This is a genomic window from Candidatus Saccharimonadales bacterium (assembly GCA_036388415.1).
Taxonomy (GTDB): domain Bacteria; phylum Patescibacteriota; class Saccharimonadia; order Saccharimonadales; family UBA4665; genus UBA4665.
Genome location: DASVRW010000002.1, coordinates 964,552 through 985,276, shown reverse-complemented (window position 1 = coordinate 985,276; position 20,725 = coordinate 964,552). Strand labels below are relative to the sequence as shown.

Below are 20,725 nucleotides of genomic sequence, written 5' to 3'. Positions count from 1 at the left end.
TAATGTATATATTGTGAATATTACGTTCACAATATATACAAATTGTGCTATATTATGCTTATGGAAAACTTATTACAGCAGGTCGGTCTCAACGATGTTCAGGCCAAAACATATTTGTATCTTCTCAAACAGGGTGAGTCAGCCCCGCCGCAAATAGCCAAAGCATTGGACTTGACTCGTTCGAACGCTTACAAGGTGCTTGAAAAATTATTTGAGATGCAGCTGATTGCACGCGCTGAAGTCCGCGGAAAGTTTGTCTATAAGGCTGAAGATCCGATCGCGCTCACGGGTATCGTTGCCACCGAGCGCAACCGTTTGCTGGCACTTGAGCAAGGTATCCGCGACTCCCTGCAGGAGCTTCGCCGCGACTATGAAAAATCTACCGGCGAAAAGGATGTGCGCAGTTACCACGGCAACCAGGTCGTAGCTTCTTTGTACGAGCATCAAACGGGCCTGAAGCAGCCGATCTATTTTATAAAGACGCGGGCTGATATCCCGGTTATGGGACATGAAACTATGAGTAAATTACGCAGTCTTCCAGCCAAAGTCGGCGCGCAGCGCTACGGTATAACGCAGGACTGCCTTGAGGCTTCAGCCAATCCGGCCATTGACCGCGAGAACAATCTGACGCGAACCTGGATACATAACGATGACTACACCGCTCCCGTCGAATGGACAGTCAGCGGCCATGAACTAATGATTGTCTGCTTCGAACACGAAGCATCGGCAATCCGCGTCAAAAATAAAGTTGTGGCCCGCGCCTTCAAGGAATTGTGGCAGTTACTTGATCGCTCGATTCGCAAAGATCCTGGCTACAAAAAGCTGCCACGCCAAGCAAAACGAAAAGTTTAGCGACTTGATCTCAAAACCTCTACCTTGAGTGCTAACCCGTTGGACGCCACTTAGACCTGCAGCCCACCGGCGCCTTCAATTTGCGGATCATCAAACATGCCGGTAATTTCCTGCTCGAGCATTTCCAGCGAATTGCCACCATTCTGGAGTTTGACATCACATTTATCCCGAACGGCCGACATATTGAGCGTGGCTTCGTCGCCACTGGAGTACATTTCCGCTTTTTCTTCTGCCAGGAATTCTTCAAAAGTTTTTTCGTCTTCTCCGGCGCGGGCTCTAGTGGCGGCATTGCGCTGAATGCGGTCAAAGCGCAGCCGGGCGTCGGCATCCACCCACCAGACAACTCCTTGGAGCTCGTGTACGCGGTCGACTTCATAAGGATTGCGCAAGCTGGCAACGGCCATACCGTTGTATGTACCGGTAGCCATAGCCGATTTATAAGCATCCACCGCCCGGTCGATAAGTACGCCGTAGCCATACTCCCGGCGCCATTCGGCGCTGAGATCACGCATATGCAAACGATCGATCGGTAAGTTTCGGCGCCGCAGCTCGGCCCGTAGCACGTCAGTGACTGACACAAAAAGGTAGCCATGCTGTTCAGCCAAGATGCGACCAACCGTATCCTTGCCGGCACCGTTGGTTCCAGCAATTCCAATAATAATCATACTCATACCTGCACAATTATACCGTAAAGCCGTGTCTTATTCGAACAACCGGGCTCGAAGTACGACTAAACGTAGCAGTACGACCACGACGTGCCACACGATCACACTACTTATGAACCATACGATATACTGCAGTGGCTTATTTGAACCAAGAAAATCAGTAAATACCGGCCGGCTAATGACCGTTGCGAGTGGTCCGATAATTGTTAGGATCAGTGCAATAGCCGCAACGGTGCGCAAGATGCCCTTTTCTATAAAAATCAGCAGCGGCCCAGAGCGGTTCATGCCTTTCGGCCAGACGTAGCGCCGCTCATCGATATCATCGTCCAGCTCAACCACTAACTTTGACAATGCTCGCAGGAAAACATAAACGACCATACCAACACCGGCCCAAAACAATCCCACCACCAGCGTTTGGGTACTGGATTCACCAATTGCTGATGTCAAAACCCGATCGGCAAATCTTGCTATCGCACCAATAAAATCGAGTCCGCGCGGCAGCTGCAACACCTTCTGAATAGCGTCGATTTGATTCAAAGCTATTGCTAGCACCGACCAAAAGACATAAAACACTATACCAAGCGGCGACGGAGTAAACAGACTGAAATATGACTTTAATTTTGGTTTCTGCATTTAACTTAAGCTTACCACATTATGACAGGAATGACAGACGTGTTGCACCTGTTATTCTGATTTATACCCCTCCTATCTAATGTAACCATGCAGCTACTTACGGTCTTTAGGCAGCTTGCGGCGCTCACGCTCAGATAATCCGCCGTATACACCAAATCGATCTCCATTTTTCAAGGCATCTTCTAAACATGGTTCCTTGACGGTACATACCTTACAGACTGCTTTTGCCGCTTTTGCGCTCCCTCTTCCTTTTTCAGGATAAAAAGCTTCTGGATCTGTTTGGGCGCAGAGGGCATAAGCACGCCAGTCACTCTCGTCAGAGCCATCATTACCCTCGTAAGGTTGTATGTATACACTTCGTTCAGTCATCAGCTACCTTCTCCAGTTATTTTTTGATAATAACCACATACCTTTGCAGATACAAATAATAAATGTTGTCAAATTTGTAGCGGCACTGATGGCGTCAAGGGAGTGGAAATGCTACTTAATGTAGTCGTGCAGCTTCTTGGCGTCTTTGTGCTTGCGCAGTTTGGCAAGGGCTTTGGCTTCAATCTGACGGATGCGCTCACGGGTGACGCTGAATTCCTGGCCTACTTCTTCCAAAGTATGCTGTTTGCCGTCTTCCAGGCCGAAGCGCAATTTTAAAATTTTCTGCTCGCGCTCTGTCAGAGCACTTAATATCTCCTTCACCTGCTCTTTCAGCAGCTGATTGGTAGCGGATTCCTCGGGACTCACCGTGTCTTCGTCTTCGATGAAATCAGATAAAACGGAATCTTCTTCGTCGTCACGAATAGAGGCGTCAAGACTGGAAATATCCTGCTTGATTTTCATAATATGCTCGACCTTGTCGACTTCGATTTCCATCTCTTTGGCTATTTCTTCGTTTGATGGCTCGCGGTTGAGTTCTTGGGTCAGGCGGCGCTGAGTACGTAGCAGCTTGTTGATGGTTTCCACCATGTGGACAGGAATACGGATGGTACGCGCCTGGTCGGCGATAGCACGGGTAATTGCCTGGCGGATCCACCAGGTTGCATAGGTTGAGAATTTGAACCCCTTGTCAGGATCGAATTTTTCAACGGCACGCAGCAGTCCAGTGTTGCCTTCCTGAATCAAATCGAGCAGATCAAGACCGCGACCGACGTAGCGCTTAGCGATCGAGACAACGAGTCGCATATTGGCTTCGGCCATCTTGTCTTTGGCTTTTTTGGAACCGGCTTTGATTTCATAGGCCAGCTTGAGTTCTTCTTCGGCGTTTAGCAGCGGGATTTTACCAATTTCGCGAAGGTACAGACGAACGGAGTCGTCAGCGACGTCGTCGTCTAGATAGACGATAGCACTGCCACTGCCGGCGACTTCCGCTTCCTCCTCTTCGGCTTCGGCGACCCAGTCATCGGTAAAGGCGGCAACATCGGGGTCGGTTGTCGTCACTTCAACGTTTGTCTCGGCTAATTCAGTATAGAGCGCATCAAGCGCTTCGGCGTTTTCTGGTGTTTCGGGTATAACAGCGAATATTTCGCGCTGCTCAATGTGGCCGTCTTTTTTGGCTTTGGCAATCAGCTGTTGCTTCTGCTCTTCGACAGTTGTCGCTGCAGCCTTGTCAGTTGCAGCTGGTTTCTTGGCGGCTTTGTCCTTTTTGCCGTCGTTCTTTTTGTTCACTTCTTCGTTCTTGTCGTTCTTGGGGGCGTCTGCCATGCATGTCTCCTTATTATAAATACCGTGAATTCCACCATACAAACAGGCTGTAATGACCTGTTATATCACTTCACTTGTTTGAGGAGCTGGTCGAGCTGCCGTACCCGTCCGAGCAGGTGTCGGGTTTCGGCTTCATCGGCAGTTGCCAGCTTGTCTGTTATTTGGAGTTTTTGCGTTTTTACATAATTTTCTATCAACCGGGTTTGTTGCCGGGTCGCATCACTTTGGAGGTCGACAATCTCAATACCCTGATAGAGCTCTTCATATGCTACAGATAATATTTTAGCATAATCCGCGATAGGCCGCAATTCCGCAACCCTATCAGCCTCTTTGCCGGTAAAATCCGGATGGTTCTGCAAAAATTGCAGCAGCGTCCGGGCATTGTCACTAAAGAGCATGTCCGGCGTTATCGGCGCCAGATGGCTGCGCAGTGATGGCTGCATCAGCGCCAGGGCCAGCAGTTGATCTTGGATGCGGAAGTTTTCGGCAGTTTGACGGTCAACCTGGGCTGGCGTCGCGGTTTGGCGCTTGCGCGGTACTGGCAACTCGCGGGTGGTCTGTTCGTATTTATCAGTGAGGGCATCCTGACTGACACCAATAATACCAGCGATCCGTTGCAGATAATGATCCCGTTCGACACTGTCCTGCAACCCTCGCACCACCGGCAGCAGTACGTCACTGAATTCACGCTTGCCCTGCGCACTCGATATATCGAGTAGGCTCTGGTAACGGTCAATCAGCCAGTCGAGGGCATACTGATGCTTTTCTATGACATCACGCCAGATCTGCGGATCCTGTTTGATAAGCTCGTCGGGATCCTTGCCAGAAGGAATCGTAATCATGCTGATTGAGACGCCAACTTTTGCAGCCACACCGATGGCGCGCTCGGTCGCATTCAGTCCGGCCTTGTCCTGGTCATAGCTCAGCCGGATGTCACCCGTAAATTTACTGAGCGCCTTCAAATGCTGTTCAGTCATCGCCGTCCCTGCTGTAGCCACCACCTGCCGGACATTCGCTTGGTGACTGCTGATGACATCGAGGTTCCCTTCGACTAGCACTACGTATTTGGTTTTGCGGATCGATTCTTTGGCCAGGTGCAGCCCGTAGACATGTCGGCTTTTGTCGTACAGAGCAGTTTGCGGCGTATTGATGTATTTGGGGGCATCGTACGAGCCGCTTTGCGCTGCGCCGGGAGAGACGTTATTATCTTCCAGTAAGCGCGCCGTGAAGCCGATTACTCTGCCCTGCGGATCATGCAGCGGTATCATCAGCCGGCCGCGGAACATATCGCGCAGACTATTTCTGCCCGAATTACCGTAGCGATTGGCGGAGCTGAGTCCGGCGTCACGGATCTCATCCGGCGTAAACTTTTTGGACATGAGAAAATCACACAGGGCGCTACCAGTGTTTGGCGAATAACCCAGCTGCCACTGCAGCGCCGTTTCTTTACTAAACTTACGTTTACCGAGGGCATATTCCAGCGCTATTTTGCTGCGACTGAACTGCACCTGATAAAATTTGGCAGCCAGCTCGCTGGCCGCGTACAGCCGTTCTTTGCGCCGGGCATTGTTCTGGCCGTTGCCGGATCCACGGAACTGCTCCAGGTCCACTCCCGCTTTGCGGGCCAGCAGCGCTAGTGTTTCCTTAAAATTGAGCCCTTCCATTTCCATAACAAAGCTGAACATATCACCGCCCTTGCCAGATGAGAAATCATGCCAAATCTGCTTTTCGGGACTGACAACAAAGCTCGGTGACTTTTCGCTGCTGAACGGGCTCAGACCCTTGTAATTCCGCCCGGCGCGTTTGAGTTCGACATATTCAGCAATGACATCCTCAATGCCCAAACGACTCTTGACTTCCTCGACTGCATCCATATCTCTATTTAGTGTGCAGTATCTCTGGTGAAGTAGCAAGCCGCCCGCCCGTCTTAGCTGGTTTGCATCGGTGCACCCCTGTGTATTTGAACCCGTTTATGATTAAATAAGACAGATGCCTCCAGCAAATAACTCTCCTCGACCAGGTCCAGGCGGCTATCCCGCACAACAACCGCAGCAGCCCGGCCCGATTCCGGCCATGCCGGTTACACCGAGCACGCCATTTGCCTCTCAGCCACCCACGCAGTCCAATCCGGTACCGCCACCTGCTCCAGCGCCGTACTATCCGCTGGAGTCAGGCCAGCAGCCCTACTATCTGCCAGCTCAGCCCGGTCAACAGCCAGCTTATTATCTGCCGCCACAACCAGGGCAGCAGCCCGGCGCACAGTCGGCTTCGGCACCATCTATTCCAATACCGCAGCCGGTCCAACAGCCTGGATACCCTGCCCCAGAGCAGCATAGTGCCACTCCTCCCCGGCAGCAGCCAGCATACCCGCCAATCGCCGGAACACAGCCGCAAAATTCTGGCTACATCGCCCACCCGTCGCAAATGCAGCCCACCTATCCGGCGCAGGTACTGCCGGCTCAGCCAGCTGGCACGCCCTACGATTTTTTCTTGGAAAGTAAGCCGAAGCCTGCTAAAAAGCGACTTCCCGGCAACGGTTCAAAGTTTACTACTATATTACTCCTGGCGGCGGCAGCTTTTGCGGCACTCATCGTGCTAGCAATTGTGCTGAGCATCTTCCGCGGCGGCCAAGGTGACACACCCGGGTTATCGTCGCTCACCTCTAACCAGCAGCGCATTATCCGCACTAGTGACGCTGGCCTCAAGACGCTTGAATCGCAAAACCTGATCAATTTTGCTACCACTGCCAAGGTTTCAACGACGTCAGCCCAGCAGGAACTCATTACCTACATCAATCAGCGCGGCGGCACAATAGACGCCAAACAGCTTGCTCTGATTAGCAGCCCCGCCATTGACCAGTCACTTGAAGCTGCCCAGGCGGCCGGTACGTACGACGCCGTCTTTACGACCGCCATGCAGTCGTTACTCAGTGACTACATTACAAATCTCAAAAAAATTATAAACGCCAAACCTGCTGCAGGCGAACGTGCCATCGTCGAAAAAGAGCTGTCAGCCGCGCAACTGCTGCTACAGATGATCAGCCAGCCGTAAGTGACCTGCGTCTCAAAATCTACCCATGAGCCTCGTCAACCTGTCCGCCCCTAAAATTTTTATCCTAAGATAAACAATTTTGGGGCCGCCCCGCAGGTCGCCACTAAGGTGAAGGTTTTGAGACGCATGATTGGCACATTCGGCCGGTTGGCTATTTCGATTTCGGACGGCCAGGTGTTTTGCTGACGTATTCAGGAAGCTCGGTTATCCCCGACACCAGTACATATGAATGTCGGATCAGGTCCTGGACTTCATCCACTGGTACTTGCCCGCTGAGTATCATTGTATTCCAATGTTTTTTATTCAGGTGATAGCCGGCCATGACGGTCTCGTATTTTTCACGCAGTAGTACGGCCAACTGCGGGTCGCATTTCAGGCTCAGCTGTAGCGGATCACTATCCTCTGCAATCAGTGCAAACATTTTGGCGTCTTCTGCTCCGCGCCGGGTGGCAACTTTATAAACGGCAACTCCCTCGCCAAACGGATATTCTCGCACCGTATCCGGCATGCTCAATATATAATCTTCGACGATTTTATGATTCATTCCCTCTATTATATCAAAATAATGGAACATATTATTGACTTTGTATAATGTTTGTGCTAATGTATATTTATGACATCCTTGCGCAATTCAAATTCGAACCACCCTAATAACAGTGGGCGGGAATATGTGCCTTTAACTAAACATGAGAAGCGTGTAGCTAGGCGTATTGGTATTGGTATCTTGGCAGCTACTGCATTTACGAGCGCTGTTGATTTGTACGGACTCCGTACAAGCGATGAAAGCCTGACATATTCCAAAAACCCTCTCAATATCGTCGCGCATCCAATAGCCGAAGTTATCGATTTTGGACTAGACGTGGGGGATGCAGCTAAAAACATCGACCCGAGCGATCTCATTCCTTCAGCAGACCCAACTGCCTTTCAAAACACCGGTAAATGACAATATACGCATCAATAATTCTTAAACTAGCAAATCAATCAAAATGTAATAGTTCTGCCAACTCGGCGTCACAGTTTTCCATTGCGACAATCGCTTGATAACCAATTCTGAGTTCTGTTACGATTCTTTCTGCAATAAGCGGTGCGACAGTACCTGATTCAATTCGCAAGACAGCCGTATCATTTTGTCCAAGCCGCCGCATATTGTCGACGATTTCCGGCGTTCGTTCGGTATATTCTTGGAGCAATTCCCGAAAATATTTACCACTCTTCTCATGGCCAGTGACCACAATTTTTGCCTGTGTCTCTACAAGTACGAAGTTAATGTCGTCCTCAATCGGATCGAGAGCTGACGCTAAACGCTCGTCAACTCGCTCCCAAGCAGCTTGTTTAACTAACTCCCAGTAATTCATTGGCAGGTGTAGCACTTCCCCGTATTGTTTTGGTTGCTCTGGTATGCCTTCTATTGCCATAGTTGCCTTCCATTCCAATTAGAGTTCATGATCCATGAAGTGCGTACTTAAATCTTATATCTAAAGATTTGTAAGCAAACAGAAGTTCATATCCATACAATGCTCTTAAAACACATACTAGGCAATACGGCAATAATCACTGCGAACAATAGACCAAAGGTATATAATTAAAAGTCTACGTGAAAATTTTCACATACCCCGTACTTACTCCATAATAGGCCAATTTGCTGATAGCTAATTTTGTGACTAGAACGGATAAAGACTCAGGATAAGATCTAGTCTTTTTGATCAGCGAACCACTCCAGATAGTGCTGCAATTCGGCAATTGAAGCCTGGATATCATCAAAGGCACGGTGCGTTTCTTTCTTTTCGAAGCCAACGTCGTATTTGGCCTGCATCAATATTTTCAGCGACGACACATCCATCATGCGGTAATGCAGCAGTGCGTCGACTTCCGGCCACCACCGTTTGATAAAATTCCGGTCATTATGAATCGAGTTCCCTGCCAAGATAGCAGGCTCGTCACCAAACTGGCCCTTGATAAAGCCGATGAGTTCATGAATGACCTCACGCTCTGGCTTGCCCTGAGTGCGCACACGCTCAGTCAGGCCGCTGGCATCATGCTGGTTTTGGGCCCACGGATTCATGCCCGTTAATTTGGCCTCGGGCTGCAACACCAGCGCTTCATAGCTGGCAAGTGTCTTGAAATTGAAGTCCGTAACCTCGGCAGCAATCTCGATGATCACATCTTTGTCGACTTCAAGGCCGGTCATCTCCAGATCCACCCACAGCAGTTTGGTGGGCAGTATGCTACTCATATCACTCATTACTACCATTATACTCGGTGGCGTACCTGAAACAAAAAACCCCGGTGTGATACCGGGGTTTTATGTGTGGTAGCTGTCGGCTGTCTAGGCGGCAGCACGGGCTGTAGCAAGCGCGTCGCTGTACCACTTCAGGCTGGCCATTTGGGCCACCAGTTGTCCTTGCGGTCCGTAAGGATTGTTTGGATCGGCTTCGCCAAATACGCCTTCTTCAGTGAACATGTCACCAATACGGCCATTGACGTACATCGCTTGTGGGATGGTAACTGCACCGACCCCTGGTAACGCGAACCGCATGCTGGCGACTGCCTGAGCTCCGCCTGATGATCCATGGGCCACCAGAGCCACTGGCTTGTTATCGATTTCAAATCCAAGTTCATCGATAGCATTTTTGAGGACTGCCGGCACGCCGCGGTTGTACTCGGGCGTTACTACGACGTAGCTATCAAACTCAGCAACTTTATCGAGCCACTTTTTGACGGCTTCAGACGGCGTACGCGCCGGATTATAACGAGGGCTGATAGCCTCATCGAAAAACGGCATTGGATAATCACGCAGATCCAGAACTTCTGTGTCACCGTGCTTTGCAGCTTCGCTGGCTACCCATTTGGCCAGGCGGTCAGTCAGGCGGCCTTCGCGGGTACTGCCGATAATGATTGCTGTTTTCATGTTGTTTCCCTTTCTTTAAGCAGTTCGGCGCGTATACTGGCGCGAAACGTGCTATACTTTGTATAGTATTTATCGTAGCACTAGTAGCTATACATTGTAAAGTATGAAATAATAGAAACATGACTACTCACGGAATTTTCGTAGCAACATCATTGCCTCCTATAGAGCCTCGAGTCGGCTGCATTGCCGGCGCCATGGAAATTATTGGCAATAAATGGACGGCGCTGATTCTGCGCGATTTGGCTACCGGTTCGAAGCGGTTTGGAGAACTCGAAAAATCACTGCGCGGCAGCCGCGGTGCAACGGCAATCAGCCCGCGTACCTTGTCGCAGCGCCTTGACGACTTGGAATCACACAACATCATAACGAAGCAAAATTACAGTGACGTTCCACCGCGCTGCGAATATGCGCTGACCGACAAGGGCCAGGATCTTATCCCTATTCTGCAGCAAATGGCTGTCTGGGGCAGCAAGTACTACAGGGAGCCAGATTCGTCCATAGATTGCTAGTGCGGAATCAGTTCAAAATTCAGGCGTGGTAAATTCGCTGTTTCTTGGGAGTAGTATTTAGTTTGTCCGACGGACGACGAAGATACTGTTGACGCTCTGCCGTTAAGGCCATGCCGCCTGGTATGAACTGCCCGCTACCTACTTTTCGTCAGCCTTTTTGAAATCCAGCGAAACAGAATTGATGCAATAATGCTGGCCGTTCGGCGAGGTCGGGTCGTCGAACAGATGCCCGAGGTGGCCGCCGCAGTTGGCGCAGATCGCTTCTGTCCGGCTCATGCCGAGGCTGTCATCCGGGACGAGCTGTACGGCACCATCGCTCGCCATGTCCGAGAAACTCGGCCAGCCAATCAAGCCCGGCATGGTCGATTCGTATTTTGTATCACTTCGGAACACGACGCTGCCGCAGGCAGCACAGGTATAATCACCGGTTTCGTCATTGTGCAGCAGCGCGCCACTACCCGGCGTCTCAGTCCCCTTTTGGCGCAACACGGCGTACTGCTCGGGGGTTAGTTTCTGCTTCCATTCGTCATCAGATACATCTTGCATGCATTAATCTTCTTTCTTTTTGTCGAGTTTGTCTAGCTGGAAAATTTTGATAAGCGCATAGATCGTCGCTAATACGAAGAGTAGGTTTAAGAGGACATAGACCAGGGCACCCCACATAAATTTAGCGTTGTTAGCTCCGAGGTGCAGTGTGAATGATAAACCGCTTAAACTTTGACCAAAGAACAATTTGAAAGCCGGATCGATAAAGCTGGTGGTAAGCTGCTTGATGATCCCCTGCGCCTGCTGACCGACGACGAAACCAACCGCCACACCGACGATGGCGTGTTCGCGGATAAAGTTGACGAAACCGCTAAACTGAGCTTTGACGACATCATCAGTCTCGAGCAGAACGTCGACCGACGACTTACGACGAGCTTTGCTCTTTGCAACCTTTGATTTAGTTTCAACGCGCAGAGTTTTTGGGTCGACAGCAGCTGGTTTCGGCTGTTTGAGATTTGACTGATCTTTTTGTTTTGGCATAGTAATATTAATGTAGCATAAATGCTTATGTTTTGCAAGTGTAAGAGCGACCTGGCTTGCTTTCGGCGCCGCACCTACATTCGTTCGGGCGCGGTAATGCCGAGCAGAGTCAGGCCATCACGGAGTGTATCTGCATAGCGCTCTGCCAGCTGCAATCGGACCGCTTGGCGAGGATCCCCGATAACGCGGTTGTGCTCGTAGAACGAATTGAAGGTCTGGGCTAGTTCATAGAGATAAGTACAGATGTAATGCGGCATCAGATCAGCAACAGCCTTGTCGACGACTTCGGGGTACTCGCTGATTTTGCGCAGCAAACTGCGCTCGCCAGGTTCAAAGCCGTCGGCCGGTAGAGTGTCCGTATGATCAGGCTGATTGCCATCGCCGGTACTTACCGCCTCGCCTGCGCCTTCGGACGCAGCTTTGGCGAGTATACTACGTGCCCGGGCATGAGCGTACTGCAGATAGGGGCCGCTATTACCCTGCAGACTGACAGCTTCTGCAATATCAAATGTAACGTCGCTGCCGACACGGACTTTTAGGAATTGATACCGTAGTGCTCCTGCCACAACATCGCTTGCGGCTTCGCCGCCCCGTGCTAGTACAGCCTCGCTAATCTTGTCGAAAAGCCAGCCGATCTCAATCACATCGCCAGTTCGGGAGCTCATCTTACCGGTACTAAGTTTGACCGTACCTGTCGAGATGTTGACCGTAAAGCCATCCAGCTCAGGCAAGCAAAGCTCGGCGGCCTTAATAACTCCTTTAAAGTAGTCTCGTTGCTCTTCTGCGGTCACGATGTAGCTTTTGCTGGCAGCTGGGTAATCGCGGTGTTTGAGCTGCATGAGGCCAATATCGCGGGCACCGTACAGACCCCGGCCGCTGCGGCTGACAAAAACATTGTCAAATGTCCCATAGTTGCTGCCTTGGAAAATTAACGCTCCATTACTTTCTTGGAAGACATCGGGTACATGTTCTCTGACCGTTTGAACGCCGAGCGCATCGGCTTCGCTTTCTAAATAGCGGCGCACGATAGGCTTGTTGCCAAGCTGCTCGACAATATGATCTATCTGGTCGAAGCTCCATTGCTTACATGTCTCATAAACTTGCTTATAGACCGGATCGTCTAGAACAAACGACTGTTGTGCCAGCCTGTCTATGTCGGCCTGAGCCTGCTCATCCTGTTTGTAAGCCTGAGCCCCTTCGGCATACATTTTCGACATAAAACTATTACGTTCAGTTTCTGGAATATCTAGCAGCCGCTGGATATCGTCGCCGACGTAACTCAGCAGCGAGTACATACTTTTGCCGACATGAGCGCCAACATCACCATGATAGCTAACCCGCCACACCGCAACGCCGCCAGCATCAATCAGGTTGGCGATAGCGTCAGCCACAATGGCATTAAATGCATGACCAATATGCATAGCCTTAAAAGGGTTGGGATTGTTGGTTTCGATAACAACTGAATGGTCGGCAGTCGTGCGGCTAACCGAACGAGCCGCTACGCTGTCCTGGAGCGCTGCGTCCGATAATGTCACATTTAGAAAGCCGGGTCCGGCGATTGATACATCGGTGACTGCTTCACCGAGCGTTTGACGCAATTTGGTTGCCAGCTGTTCGGCTAGCTCGCGTGGGCTGCGGCCAAGCTGTTTGGACATGCGTAGTGCGACATTGGTCGCATAGTCGCCAAATTTTTCTTCGGGACGGGTTAGTTCGGCGTCAATCGTGATGTCAAACAGCTCAGCGCAGGCGGCCTGGACGGCTTGTTCGATAGTTTGTTTCATTACCATCTAGTATAACAGAGGTTACAGACAGGATATTGTAGTCTATGCTGCCTGCGCCGAGGATTAGCGCCGTGGCAGCGGGCGCAGTGTATGAATGACGTTCCAGACGAGCAGGTAGAGCACGCTGAGCAGCAGGAAAAATGACAAAATCGTGACGAACATCTGCGGGTGGGCCCGCGGGTTTATCAGCCGGTCGGATACGTCGAACAAGATACCCGCCGGGTTCACGAATAAGTCCCAGGTGTTCCAGCGTAAATCCCGCCCGAGGTAAATCGCGAAACTGCACAGAAATATGATAAACGCGATTAATCTGGCGGCACTCCGCGCTGGCACGCGCCTGCGCAGCTCAACGTGAAACATATAGAGGCTCATGTAGCCCAGTACCAGGCCGGTACAGACAAACGAGGTCAGCATAACAGCATCAAACAGGACGTCGACACGCGGCGTATCCTGCAGATGGATATAGTCTGTAATCATATAAAAACTATTGGGCAAAAACCCAAGCCAGGCAACGCTAACGGCAATTCCCTGCCAGCTCGACCAGCGTTTGTCCCGCAAAATCCGAACCAGCCACACCATGAGCAGCAGCGGCAGCCAGGCCAGGAAAAGATTCCAAACCATATAGCTGTAACCGTAGTTGTTATTTCGAATAACCCCAGCAGCAAACAGCCCGAGACTGGCGCAGGATGCAAGCAGTAATGTGCCGCTCAACTCGGGCCACCGGCGTTTTACCTCTACCATCGTAGTCTTAGTATACCAACTCAGTCCAAATATAGCTTATGGTCGTTATATATTATGCGTTCAGTTCGACCTTGAGCTTCTCAACGAGGTCTACTGGCGTCGGATTGAGCCCATTGAGCAGCGCCAGATACAAACTGGTAAAATCACTAAAGTTAGACGTCCAGACGAGTTGTTGCAGCAATGTCTGCCCCTCTGGAACAACAACATGCGGCGCGGGACGCAGGCCTGACAGTAACCGCTCGCTGACAACGAACCGCTTCTGGATACGCTCATGTTCCAAATTGGACCGGATTTCAATAACTGCGTACGGCTTATCTGTTGGGTGACTGTACCAGCCTATGAATTCGTTGTGATTGAATTCTGGATATTGGTTGACCCAGGCCACGTTTTTGGCGTTTTCGTTGGTGCAGATTTTCCATTTGTTGGCAGCTGGGAATAGCTTGGGGCCGCTGTATACCACGATTGATTTGCCCATTAGTTCCTGCGCGAGCTGCTTGGCGGCGTTATTACCGGTTGCGACGTCCGGGCGCCAGCCAGCTGTCTGTTCTTTGAGCCAGTCGCCAGTCTTTGCCATTTCGGCACCGCTTCCCTGCGGAACAATACCAAGTGGTTCGAGTAACTGGATCATTGCTGCCAAGAAGAAGAACGATGACATACGCGGCTGGATTCCTCCCGGTACAGTAAATAGCGGATAGGACTTTTCCCGTGCGTATTCAGCCAGTTTACCGCCTGCCGCGATGACAACGATGCAAGCATTTCGGGCTTCGGCTGCCTGCAGGGCTGACAGCGTTTCTTCGGTATTACCAGAGTAGCTGGATGATATAAACAGTGTGTGTTCGTCGACATATGCTGGTATGTCGTAATCCCGGACAATTTCAAACGGCACACTCGTACCGGGCCATGAGCGAACGAACACTCCCGGGAAGGCCGACCCGCCCATACCCGCCAGGATGACATTTTGAATGCCATCGAACTGCGGAACATCAACATCGAAGACATGCTGGAGTTGTTGCCACTGCTTTTCTGCGACACCGAGCGCATCATCTTTATCGCGGTCATGAATCATTTTGAGGTCATCGAGCATGGTAATCTCCAAACAGCTATTGCTTACGACTTAATTTTGGTATCATATGTATTGTATATCGGATTAAAATATTTATGCGAAATTCGATCATGTTTGGTGACTGGCCAGCTGTCGGCTGCTTCGCATATATCACACTAGGGGGACAGAAATGTTTGGGCACGACAATCAAGACGGCGACGAAAATGCACAGGTACCATCAGAAAATCACGATCCTGCGACGCAGGCCCCTGCCGACCAGCAGCAGGACGACACGAGCGGTAATTCACTCGGTGGATTCGTAGCCACGCCTGTCGCGGCAACGGCTCACGCCGGCACAGACGACCTGCTCGATATCAAACACGAAGCACTTCGCGCGCTCAGCCCGCTTGTCGGCCAACTCGACCAAACGCCGGAAGAACGCTTCCGCACGACCATGATGATGATTCAGGCGTCCGACGATCACTCACTTGTCAAAGTTGCCTACGAAGCTGCGAAGCAGATCACAAATGAAAAAGAACGCGCCCAGGCATTACTCGATATCGTTAACGAGATCAATTACTTCACCCAAAACTCGCAGTCCTAATATACTTGACTCTCAAAACCTGCCCTGCAACGGGTTTTTAATTGGAACGAATTATCAGATTATGAACCGAGTTTGCGAACAGTATAGAGGCGGTGCACAAATGCGCCGACCATGGTTACGACTGCAAAAAGCGCAAATGTTTCAGTTGGTCCGGCGTTAGCGAGCGTATCAGGACCGCTGCCAGCAGCTGGTGCAGCAGCCGTTCCAGGCGTTGCTGCTGAGCCGGAGCCAGGCGTCGTCGGAGATTGGGCTGCGGGTGCAGCGGGCTTGGCAGTAGATGTCGAGCTCGTCCCTGTCTTGCCCTGATCACCAGCCGGTTTTTCGGCTGCTGGGTCAGGTATGTTCTGCGATGATGTCTGGCCAGCTGCATTTTTGGGGTCATCCTTGGTAAATTGACGAACCAACCAGCTAACACCAAATATCAGAAGCGCCAAAACAGCAAGCAACAGCAAAATGCGAAGGATAGGCCCAGTCCAGCGTTTGATGCCTGACTGTTTGTTGCTGTAATAAGGCTGCAAGTCTTCCGGTATGGCGGCGGCAGTATTGTTTTTACGATTGAATAGTTTCATACCATACATTATACCCGCGGTCTAATTATTAAGCAATATTTTTGATTAAGTAACAAGGGATAAGCGCAATGCCCTGCGCGCGTGAGCTGTCGATATTGGTTGGCCCGTCCTAGCAGCTGCAGGCCGACGAGACTCATCGATACGTTCTGAGACTCAGGTTTTTGACAGCAATCTCCTATTTATTGTATTGTGCTTATGATATTATAATAATGTTTACAGCTTAAGCATAAACTGACTAATGAATAAGGACAAACTATGGTAACACAATTTGCTATCCTCGATCTTGGTACTCCACAACTGCTCATACTTCTTGCAATCGTTTTACTGCTCTTTGGAAGCAAAAAACTGCCCGAATTATCACGAAGCCTCGGCGAGTCAGTGCACGAGCTGCGTAAAGGACTGAACGAAGATCATGCCAAAAAAGACGTTAAAGACGAAAAGCGTACGGAAGCCTCTTCCTAAGACCGAGCAGAAACTCACCTTTCTGGCGCACATTTTGGAACTACGACGGCGGCTGATCTATGTCGCGCTTTCTGTAGCTGTATTTTCCACTGCTGCCTACGGTGTGCAACAGCAGATCGTAGGGTTTCTACTGCGTCCGTCCCGAGGCCAGGATCTTATCTATACGACACCGGGTGGCGGCCTCGATTTCCTGATTAAAGTCTGCATGTACACCGGTATTGTCTGCAGCTTGCCGGTTATTGTCTATCAGATATTGAAATATATTGAACCTTTAATCGGCGATAATGAAGTTCGATTTGCCCTAAAAGGCAGTATCATATCGGCCTGTCTAGCCATGTGTGGCATGGCATTTGGCTATTTTGCAGGCCTGCCGGCAACAATGCATTTCCTTTTTAATCAATTCACAACGGATCAAATCCATCCCCTCATTACTATTCAGTCATACATGTCCTTTGTGACGATATATATGTTCGGGGCTGCCCTGCTGTTTCAGGTTCCGTTAATACTAGTCTGTATCAATCGCATCAAGCCTCTCACGCCGAAGGGATTATTTGGCAAGGAACGCTGGATGATTCTCATCGCGTTTGTGCTGGCATTCATCATGAACCCGACGCCGAATGTCGTTGACCAGCTGATGCTTGCCGGTCCGATGATTCTGTCATACCAAATCGGTATTGGCCTAATCGCGTATGTTAACCGCCCAAAACTATCACGCCGTGCCAGTACGCTGCTGGAACAGGACAAAGTGGCACGTGCCGAGCGCGAAGCACGCTTACGCGATTTCCAGACAACCTGGCGCGAAGCCGAAGACACTGCCATGGCCCCGTTAGAGTCTACAGTCCGGGCTGTTTCATCCTCAATAAAGACAGAGCTTGACGCAATTCGGACTATGTCAGGCTCTCTGTCGCCAGCCGCACAGCTACAAGCAGTTGCCGCGTCAAGCAGCTCATTGCCAGAAAATAACGTATTACACTCAAGCAATACTCGCTCCGTCGATGGCGTTAGGCGACCACCACAACGAAGCAAGTAATTATTACTCTGGTTTGCATATAAAATACCGGCCCATCTCTAGGCCGGTATTTTATTGTGTATGGTATTACACGACTGATGGTTACATCATGCCGCCCATGCCGCCCATGGCGTCGAGGCCACCCCCGGCACCGCCGGCTGATTTCTCAGGAACATCAACAACTAATGCGCCCATCGTCATAGCCGTGCCGGCAATGGAAACTGCATTTTGCACAGCTTCTTTGGTCACTCGGGCTGGATCAATAATACCAGCAGCCTTCAGATCTACCAGCTTGCTTGGATCATTGACGTTGACGCCCTGCCCTGCCTTGGCTTTGCGAACCTGAGGTAGCCATTCGTCGGCATTGAGGCCAGAGTTGGTCATCAAGATACGGAATGGCTGCTCAAGCGCATTCTTGAGGAGGTAAAATCCAGCGGAATATGAGAGATCACCACTCGCAATACCTTTATTTGATAGCTCTACCTTATCTAATTTACTTGAAACGTTAATGAGCGTGACGCCACCACCCGACACTATGCCTTCGGCCAAAGCAGCTTTTACGGCGTGGACAGCGTCATCAACCCGGAATTTCTTTTCTTCGATTTCGGTTTCTGTCGCACCACCGACTTTGATAACCGCAACCTTACCACTGAGGGCAGCCCGGCGCTTCTCGAGGTTTTCTTTGTCGTATTCACTGCTGGCAGCATCAGCCTGCGCGTTGATCTGCTTGATCCGTGCATCGAGCTCGGTTACGGTGCCACCGCCTTCGATAATGGTCGTTTCATCCTTAGCAACAATAACGCGCCGGGCAGTTCCCACCATATCAAGTTCAGCGTTTTCGAATGTATAGCCTTGGTCTTCGCTGATGACAGTCGCGCCAGTCAGGATAGCGATATCATTTAGCACGTCTTTGCGGCGGTCACCAAAGGACGGCGCCTTGATAGCCACTGTATTAAAGACGCCTTTCAAACGGTTGAGTACCAGCGTACCAAGTGCTTCCCCTTCGACGTCTTCAGCAATCAAGACCAAATCTTTTTTGCCAGCCTGTGCCAGCTTCTCGAGCAGCGGCAGGAATTCCTGAACGTTGGAGATTTTCTTGTCCGTAATGACAATCGCCGGTTTGTCGTAGACAGCTTCCATTCGGGCCGTGTCAGTTACCATGTACGGACTGACAAAACCGCGGTCAAAGGTAAAGCCTTCGACAATTTCCTTTTCTAGCAGCAGTCCCTGGCCTTCTTCGACCGTTACGACACCGTCACGGCCCACAGCATCCATAACATCGGCAATCAACTCACCGATAGCTGCGTCTCCGGCAGAAATAGTGGCGACTTCGGCCACGCGGCTCTTTTTGCCCTTGATGTCTTCAGCCAGACCTTCAAGCTCGGTAATTACCTGCGTCGCTGCGTCTTCCAGGCCGCGGCGCAGCAGCATTGGATTATGGCCGGCGGCAATCAGCTTGTTGGCTTCATTCAATATATGGTACGTCAGTACCGTCACCGTCGTCGTACCGTCACCGGCAACATCATTCATTTTGCTGGCGGCCTGCTTGATCAGCTCAGCACCAACTTTGTACCCTAGTGTCTCGTCATCGACATCAGCGATCTCGACACCCTTGGCAACCGTCACACCATCGTGCGTAACGGTCGGGCTGCCGTAGCCTTTGCTGATAACAACATTGCGGCCTTTTGGCCCCATAGTTGTCTTGACTGCATCATACAAAATTTGCGCACCAGCCAGCACGCGCCTGCGTGCATCGTCATCGTAGAATACTTTTTTAGCCATAAATTATAACTCCCCTGTTTCCGTAAATTTAGTTATCTTATTTGACCGTAGCCAGAATATCTTCTTCTTTGACGAGCATGTACTCTTCATTGCCGACTTTGACGTCCGTCGTGCTGTAACTTTTATAAATGATGCGGTCGCCGACTTTGACAGTCATTGGAATCCGCTCGTTGTCATCACCGATTTTACCGGGTCCGACGGCAATAACTTTGGCAGTTTTTGGCTTCTCCTTGGCGTTGTCTGGTAGATATAATCCGCTGGCTGTTTTGCTGGCAGCTTCCTCAGCCTGGGCGACAACATAGTCGGCCAATGGCTGTATGTTTACACTATTAACACTGTTTGCAGTCATGCTACTCCTCCGTATTATCAGGTTGTCTGTATAAAGGTTAGCACTTAAAGCATTAGAGTGCTAACTCTCAGCACTCATAATAATCGAGGATAAAAAGGACGTCAAGCAATGTATATTTAAATATTTCGGTCAACAATTCGGGCAATGACACTAATATCTATAGCCGACTTAGTGGCTGAAATGTTCTGATTAGTACCGGTATATACAATACCGAAATGTTCTTTAATCTGGTCCCCATAATCGTATGGTAATTTATATCCGGCTTCTTGCAACTGAAAAAGCGAACTAATAAACGTATCGAGATCCCGCTCTTTGAGTTCGTCCTGTTCTATACGGCCTAAGTGATTTACTGGACGTGCATCCTCTAAGTCTGGAACAATCGTACTGTCAAATGGACGCGTTACATCCCATGCAACGTTCTTAACCTGCGCATCGCCATGCGTCCATCCAGCAGAATGTAACAGTCCGAGTGACACACCCGCCCTTCCGAGCGCCTTGCGCGTGATATCAGAGTCGGTGACAAGATCTTCATTCCAAAATATTCCATCCATACTTCTAACTGAGTGTCGATAATGTGAAACTATTCCAATTTGACCTTCTGGTAGCCGTGTTACTCCCAATGGAGTAAACGTTTCGCATTGTGGTACTTTTCCTTCAGCAAAATAACTTTCTACTGCATACTCTTGCGCAGCTTCTCTCACGTTGTCAAACGGTTTTACCGCAACATGCAATGAATGCTCTCCTTCGTCGTCTGCATTTAATAAAAGTTGTCCAAAAAATACCAAATGCCCACTTTCTTCACGAGTTTTTCCGTGGTCAGATATCTCTATAAGCTCCGCTTCTAACGCCAAATCTGATACGCCTGGCATAAATTTGCGATCAAACATAAAGCCGCTTTCCTCTACGGCACTGAACATTCCGGGCAGTCCTTTTGGTATCAGTTCTGCTGATGGCTCAACAAGACCCGGAAACTCTGTAGCCCGAGCTGCTCCTCTTGAAATAGAAAGGCCGCTTTCGCGCGCACTGAATGGATTGTTGATCATTATGTTC

25 protein-coding genes are annotated in these 20,725 nt (G+C 50.2%); 7 read left to right on the top strand and 18 right to left on the bottom strand.

Features of this window, described 5'->3' with window-relative positions:
- The first annotated feature begins 60 nt into the window (after positions 1-60).
- Entirely contained in the window at positions 61-852 is a 792-nt protein-coding gene (locus tag VF575_05240; GenBank protein ID HEX8182974.1) for a helix-turn-helix domain-containing protein, read from the top strand.
- A 50-nt stretch (positions 853-902) separates the two neighbouring features.
- Here VF575_05240 and VF575_05235 read toward each other — a convergent pair whose 3' ends face one another.
- The 5 genes from VF575_05235 to dnaG form a co-directional block, all read right to left on the bottom strand.
- A complete protein-coding gene (locus VF575_05235; GenBank protein ID HEX8182973.1) occupies positions 903-1,523 on the bottom strand; it encodes an AAA family ATPase in 621 nt (206 codons plus the stop codon).
- A 30-nt stretch (positions 1,524-1,553) separates the two neighbouring features.
- Positions 1,554-2,150, bottom strand: a complete 597-nt coding sequence (locus VF575_05230; GenBank protein ID HEX8182972.1) for a hypothetical protein — start codon at positions 2,148-2,150, stop codon at positions 1,554-1,556.
- A gap of 93 nt (positions 2,151-2,243) precedes the next feature.
- Positions 2,244-2,519 carry a WhiB family transcriptional regulator gene (locus VF575_05225; protein ID HEX8182971.1) on the bottom strand — a complete coding sequence of 92 codons (276 nt, stop codon included), beginning with the start codon at positions 2,517-2,519 and terminating at the stop codon, positions 2,244-2,246.
- 111 nt (positions 2,520-2,630) lie between these two features.
- A complete protein-coding gene (gene rpoD, locus VF575_05220; protein HEX8182970.1) occupies positions 2,631-3,842 on the bottom strand; it encodes an RNA polymerase sigma factor RpoD in 1,212 nt (403 codons plus the stop codon).
- Positions 3,843-3,907: 65 nt separating this feature from the next.
- Complete coding sequence (gene dnaG / locus VF575_05215) at positions 3,908-5,716, bottom strand: DNA primase (protein HEX8182969.1); 1,809 nt, start codon at positions 5,714-5,716, stop codon at positions 3,908-3,910.
- A 115-nt stretch (positions 5,717-5,831) separates the two neighbouring features.
- Between dnaG and VF575_05210 the strand changes: the two genes are divergently transcribed.
- Complete coding sequence (locus tag VF575_05210; GenBank protein HEX8182968.1) at positions 5,832-6,893, top strand: hypothetical protein; 1,062 nt, start codon at positions 5,832-5,834, stop codon at positions 6,891-6,893.
- Positions 6,894-7,044: 151 nt separating this feature from the next.
- Here the strand turns inward: VF575_05210 and VF575_05205 are convergent, their stop codons facing one another.
- Positions 7,045-7,437, bottom strand: coding sequence for an MmcQ/YjbR family DNA-binding protein (locus VF575_05205; protein ID HEX8182967.1), 393 nt, complete (start codon positions 7,435-7,437; stop codon positions 7,045-7,047).
- Between the two features lie 126 nt (positions 7,438-7,563).
- Here VF575_05205 and VF575_05200 point away from each other — a divergent pair, with 126 nt between their 5' ends.
- Positions 7,564-7,836 (top strand): hypothetical protein, encoded by a 273-nt coding sequence (locus VF575_05200; GenBank protein ID HEX8182966.1) that lies wholly within the window; start codon positions 7,564-7,566, stop codon positions 7,834-7,836.
- A 34-nt stretch (positions 7,837-7,870) separates the two neighbouring features.
- Here VF575_05200 and VF575_05195 read toward each other — a convergent pair whose 3' ends face one another.
- The 3 genes from VF575_05195 to VF575_05185 form a co-directional block, all read right to left on the bottom strand.
- Complete coding sequence (locus VF575_05195) at positions 7,871-8,308, bottom strand: hypothetical protein (GenBank protein ID HEX8182965.1); 438 nt, start codon at positions 8,306-8,308, stop codon at positions 7,871-7,873.
- 275 nt (positions 8,309-8,583) lie between these two features.
- Positions 8,584-9,135, bottom strand: a complete 552-nt coding sequence (orn, locus tag VF575_05190) for an oligoribonuclease (protein HEX8182964.1) — start codon at positions 9,133-9,135, stop codon at positions 8,584-8,586.
- 84 nt (positions 9,136-9,219) lie between these two features.
- A complete protein-coding gene (locus VF575_05185) occupies positions 9,220-9,801 on the bottom strand; it encodes an NAD(P)H-dependent oxidoreductase (GenBank protein HEX8182963.1) in 582 nt (193 codons plus the stop codon).
- A 119-nt stretch (positions 9,802-9,920) separates the two neighbouring features.
- Here VF575_05185 and VF575_05180 point away from each other — a divergent pair, with 119 nt between their 5' ends.
- Positions 9,921-10,310, top strand: a complete 390-nt coding sequence (locus tag VF575_05180) for a helix-turn-helix domain-containing protein (protein ID HEX8182962.1) — start codon at positions 9,921-9,923, stop codon at positions 10,308-10,310.
- A 138-nt stretch (positions 10,311-10,448) separates the two neighbouring features.
- Here the strand turns inward: VF575_05180 and msrB are convergent, their stop codons facing one another.
- The 5 genes from msrB to VF575_05155 all read right to left on the bottom strand — a co-directional run bounded on the left by msrB (position 10,449) and on the right by VF575_05155 (position 14,942).
- A complete protein-coding gene (gene msrB / locus VF575_05175) occupies positions 10,449-10,856 on the bottom strand; it encodes a peptide-methionine (R)-S-oxide reductase MsrB (protein HEX8182961.1) in 408 nt (135 codons plus the stop codon).
- 3 nt (positions 10,857-10,859) lie between these two features.
- Positions 10,860-11,336 (bottom strand): MscL family protein, encoded by a 477-nt coding sequence (locus VF575_05170; protein HEX8182960.1) that lies wholly within the window; start codon positions 11,334-11,336, stop codon positions 10,860-10,862.
- Between the two features lie 74 nt (positions 11,337-11,410).
- Positions 11,411-13,117 carry an arginine--tRNA ligase gene (argS, locus tag VF575_05165; protein ID HEX8182959.1) on the bottom strand — a complete coding sequence of 569 codons (1,707 nt, stop codon included), beginning with the start codon at positions 13,115-13,117 and terminating at the stop codon, positions 11,411-11,413.
- A gap of 63 nt (positions 13,118-13,180) precedes the next feature.
- Entirely contained in the window at positions 13,181-13,858 is a 678-nt protein-coding gene (locus tag VF575_05160; protein HEX8182958.1) for a DUF1361 domain-containing protein, read from the bottom strand.
- 52 nt (positions 13,859-13,910) lie between these two features.
- Entirely contained in the window at positions 13,911-14,942 is a 1,032-nt protein-coding gene (locus VF575_05155; protein HEX8182957.1) for a bifunctional phosphoglucose/phosphomannose isomerase, read from the bottom strand.
- A gap of 148 nt (positions 14,943-15,090) precedes the next feature.
- Between VF575_05155 and VF575_05150 the strand changes: the two genes are divergently transcribed.
- Entirely contained in the window at positions 15,091-15,504 is a 414-nt protein-coding gene (locus VF575_05150) for a hypothetical protein (protein ID HEX8182956.1), read from the top strand.
- Positions 15,505-15,563: 59 nt separating this feature from the next.
- On the opposite strand, the gene VF575_05145 is transcribed toward VF575_05150, so the two are convergent.
- Complete coding sequence (locus VF575_05145; GenBank protein ID HEX8182955.1) at positions 15,564-16,073, bottom strand: hypothetical protein; 510 nt, start codon at positions 16,071-16,073, stop codon at positions 15,564-15,566.
- A gap of 255 nt (positions 16,074-16,328) precedes the next feature.
- On the opposite strand from VF575_05145, the gene tatA reads away from it, so the two are divergent.
- Positions 16,329-16,535 (top strand): twin-arginine translocase TatA/TatE family subunit, encoded by a 207-nt coding sequence (tatA, locus tag VF575_05140; GenBank protein HEX8182954.1) that lies wholly within the window; start codon positions 16,329-16,331, stop codon positions 16,533-16,535.
- Positions 16,486-17,565, top strand: coding sequence for a twin-arginine translocase subunit TatC (gene tatC, locus VF575_05135; GenBank protein ID HEX8182953.1), 1,080 nt, complete (start codon positions 16,486-16,488; stop codon positions 17,563-17,565). The genes tatA and tatC overlap by 50 nt, the downstream gene beginning before the upstream one ends.
- An 81-nt stretch (positions 17,566-17,646) precedes the next feature.
- Here tatC and groL read toward each other — a convergent pair whose 3' ends face one another.
- From groL to VF575_05120, 3 genes are all read right to left on the bottom strand, one after another.
- Entirely contained in the window at positions 17,647-19,326 is a 1,680-nt protein-coding gene (gene groL, locus VF575_05130) for a chaperonin GroEL (protein HEX8182952.1), read from the bottom strand.
- A gap of 37 nt (positions 19,327-19,363) precedes the next feature.
- On the bottom strand, positions 19,364-19,675 hold the full coding sequence (locus tag VF575_05125) for a co-chaperone GroES (GenBank protein ID HEX8182951.1): 312 nt from the start codon (positions 19,673-19,675) through the stop codon (positions 19,364-19,366).
- A 116-nt stretch (positions 19,676-19,791) separates the two neighbouring features.
- A complete protein-coding gene (locus tag VF575_05120) occupies positions 19,792-20,718 on the bottom strand; it encodes a hypothetical protein (protein ID HEX8182950.1) in 927 nt (308 codons plus the stop codon).
- Between the last annotated feature and the right edge of the window lie 7 nt (positions 20,719-20,725).

Excerpts from the sequence above, each read along its gene's own strand:
- VF575_05240 (HEX8182974.1), top strand. The coding sequence starts at position 61 with ATGGAAAACTTATTACAGCAGGTCGGTCTCAACGATGTTCAGGCCAAA.
- VF575_05235 (HEX8182973.1), bottom strand. The coding sequence starts at position 1,523 with ATGAGTATGATTATTATTGGAATTGCTGGAACCAACGGTGCCGGCAAG.
- VF575_05230 (HEX8182972.1), bottom strand. The coding sequence starts at position 2,150 with ATGCAGAAACCAAAATTAAAGTCATATTTCAGTCTGTTTACTCCGTCG.
- VF575_05225 (HEX8182971.1), bottom strand. The coding sequence starts at position 2,519 with ATGACTGAACGAAGTGTATACATACAACCTTACGAGGGTAATGATGGC.
- rpoD (HEX8182970.1), bottom strand. The coding sequence starts at position 3,842 with ATGGCAGACGCCCCCAAGAACGACAAGAACGAAGAAGTGAACAAAAAG.
- dnaG (HEX8182969.1), bottom strand. The coding sequence starts at position 5,716 with ATGGATGCAGTCGAGGAAGTCAAGAGTCGTTTGGGCATTGAGGATGTC.
- VF575_05210 (HEX8182968.1), top strand. The coding sequence starts at position 5,832 with ATGCCTCCAGCAAATAACTCTCCTCGACCAGGTCCAGGCGGCTATCCC.
- VF575_05205 (HEX8182967.1), bottom strand. The coding sequence starts at position 7,437 with ATGAATCATAAAATCGTCGAAGATTATATATTGAGCATGCCGGATACG.
- VF575_05195 (HEX8182965.1), bottom strand. The coding sequence starts at position 8,308 with ATGGCAATAGAAGGCATACCAGAGCAACCAAAACAATACGGGGAAGTG.
- orn (HEX8182964.1), bottom strand. The coding sequence starts at position 9,135 with ATGAGTGATATGAGTAGCATACTGCCCACCAAACTGCTGTGGGTGGAT.
- VF575_05185 (HEX8182963.1), bottom strand. The coding sequence starts at position 9,801 with ATGAAAACAGCAATCATTATCGGCAGTACCCGCGAAGGCCGCCTGACT.
- VF575_05180 (HEX8182962.1), top strand. The coding sequence starts at position 9,921 with ATGACTACTCACGGAATTTTCGTAGCAACATCATTGCCTCCTATAGAG.
- msrB (HEX8182961.1), bottom strand. The coding sequence starts at position 10,856 with ATGCAAGATGTATCTGATGACGAATGGAAGCAGAAACTAACCCCCGAG.
- VF575_05170 (HEX8182960.1), bottom strand. The coding sequence starts at position 11,336 with ATGCCAAAACAAAAAGATCAGTCAAATCTCAAACAGCCGAAACCAGCT.
- argS (HEX8182959.1), bottom strand. The coding sequence starts at position 13,117 with ATGAAACAAACTATCGAACAAGCCGTCCAGGCCGCCTGCGCTGAGCTG.
- VF575_05160 (HEX8182958.1), bottom strand. The coding sequence starts at position 13,858 with ATGGTAGAGGTAAAACGCCGGTGGCCCGAGTTGAGCGGCACATTACTG.
- VF575_05155 (HEX8182957.1), bottom strand. The coding sequence starts at position 14,942 with ATGCTCGATGACCTCAAAATGATTCATGACCGCGATAAAGATGATGCG.
- VF575_05150 (HEX8182956.1), top strand. The coding sequence starts at position 15,091 with ATGTTTGGGCACGACAATCAAGACGGCGACGAAAATGCACAGGTACCA.
- VF575_05145 (HEX8182955.1), bottom strand. The coding sequence starts at position 16,073 with ATGAAACTATTCAATCGTAAAAACAATACTGCCGCCGCCATACCGGAA.
- tatA (HEX8182954.1), top strand. The coding sequence starts at position 16,329 with ATGGTAACACAATTTGCTATCCTCGATCTTGGTACTCCACAACTGCTC.
- tatC (HEX8182953.1), top strand. The coding sequence starts at position 16,486 with ATGCCAAAAAAGACGTTAAAGACGAAAAGCGTACGGAAGCCTCTTCCT.
- groL (HEX8182952.1), bottom strand. The coding sequence starts at position 19,326 with ATGGCTAAAAAAGTATTCTACGATGACGATGCACGCAGGCGCGTGCTG.
- VF575_05125 (HEX8182951.1), bottom strand. The coding sequence starts at position 19,675 with ATGACTGCAAACAGTGTTAATAGTGTAAACATACAGCCATTGGCCGAC.
- VF575_05120 (HEX8182950.1), bottom strand. The coding sequence starts at position 20,718 with ATGATCAACAATCCATTCAGTGCGCGCGAAAGCGGCCTTTCTATTTCA.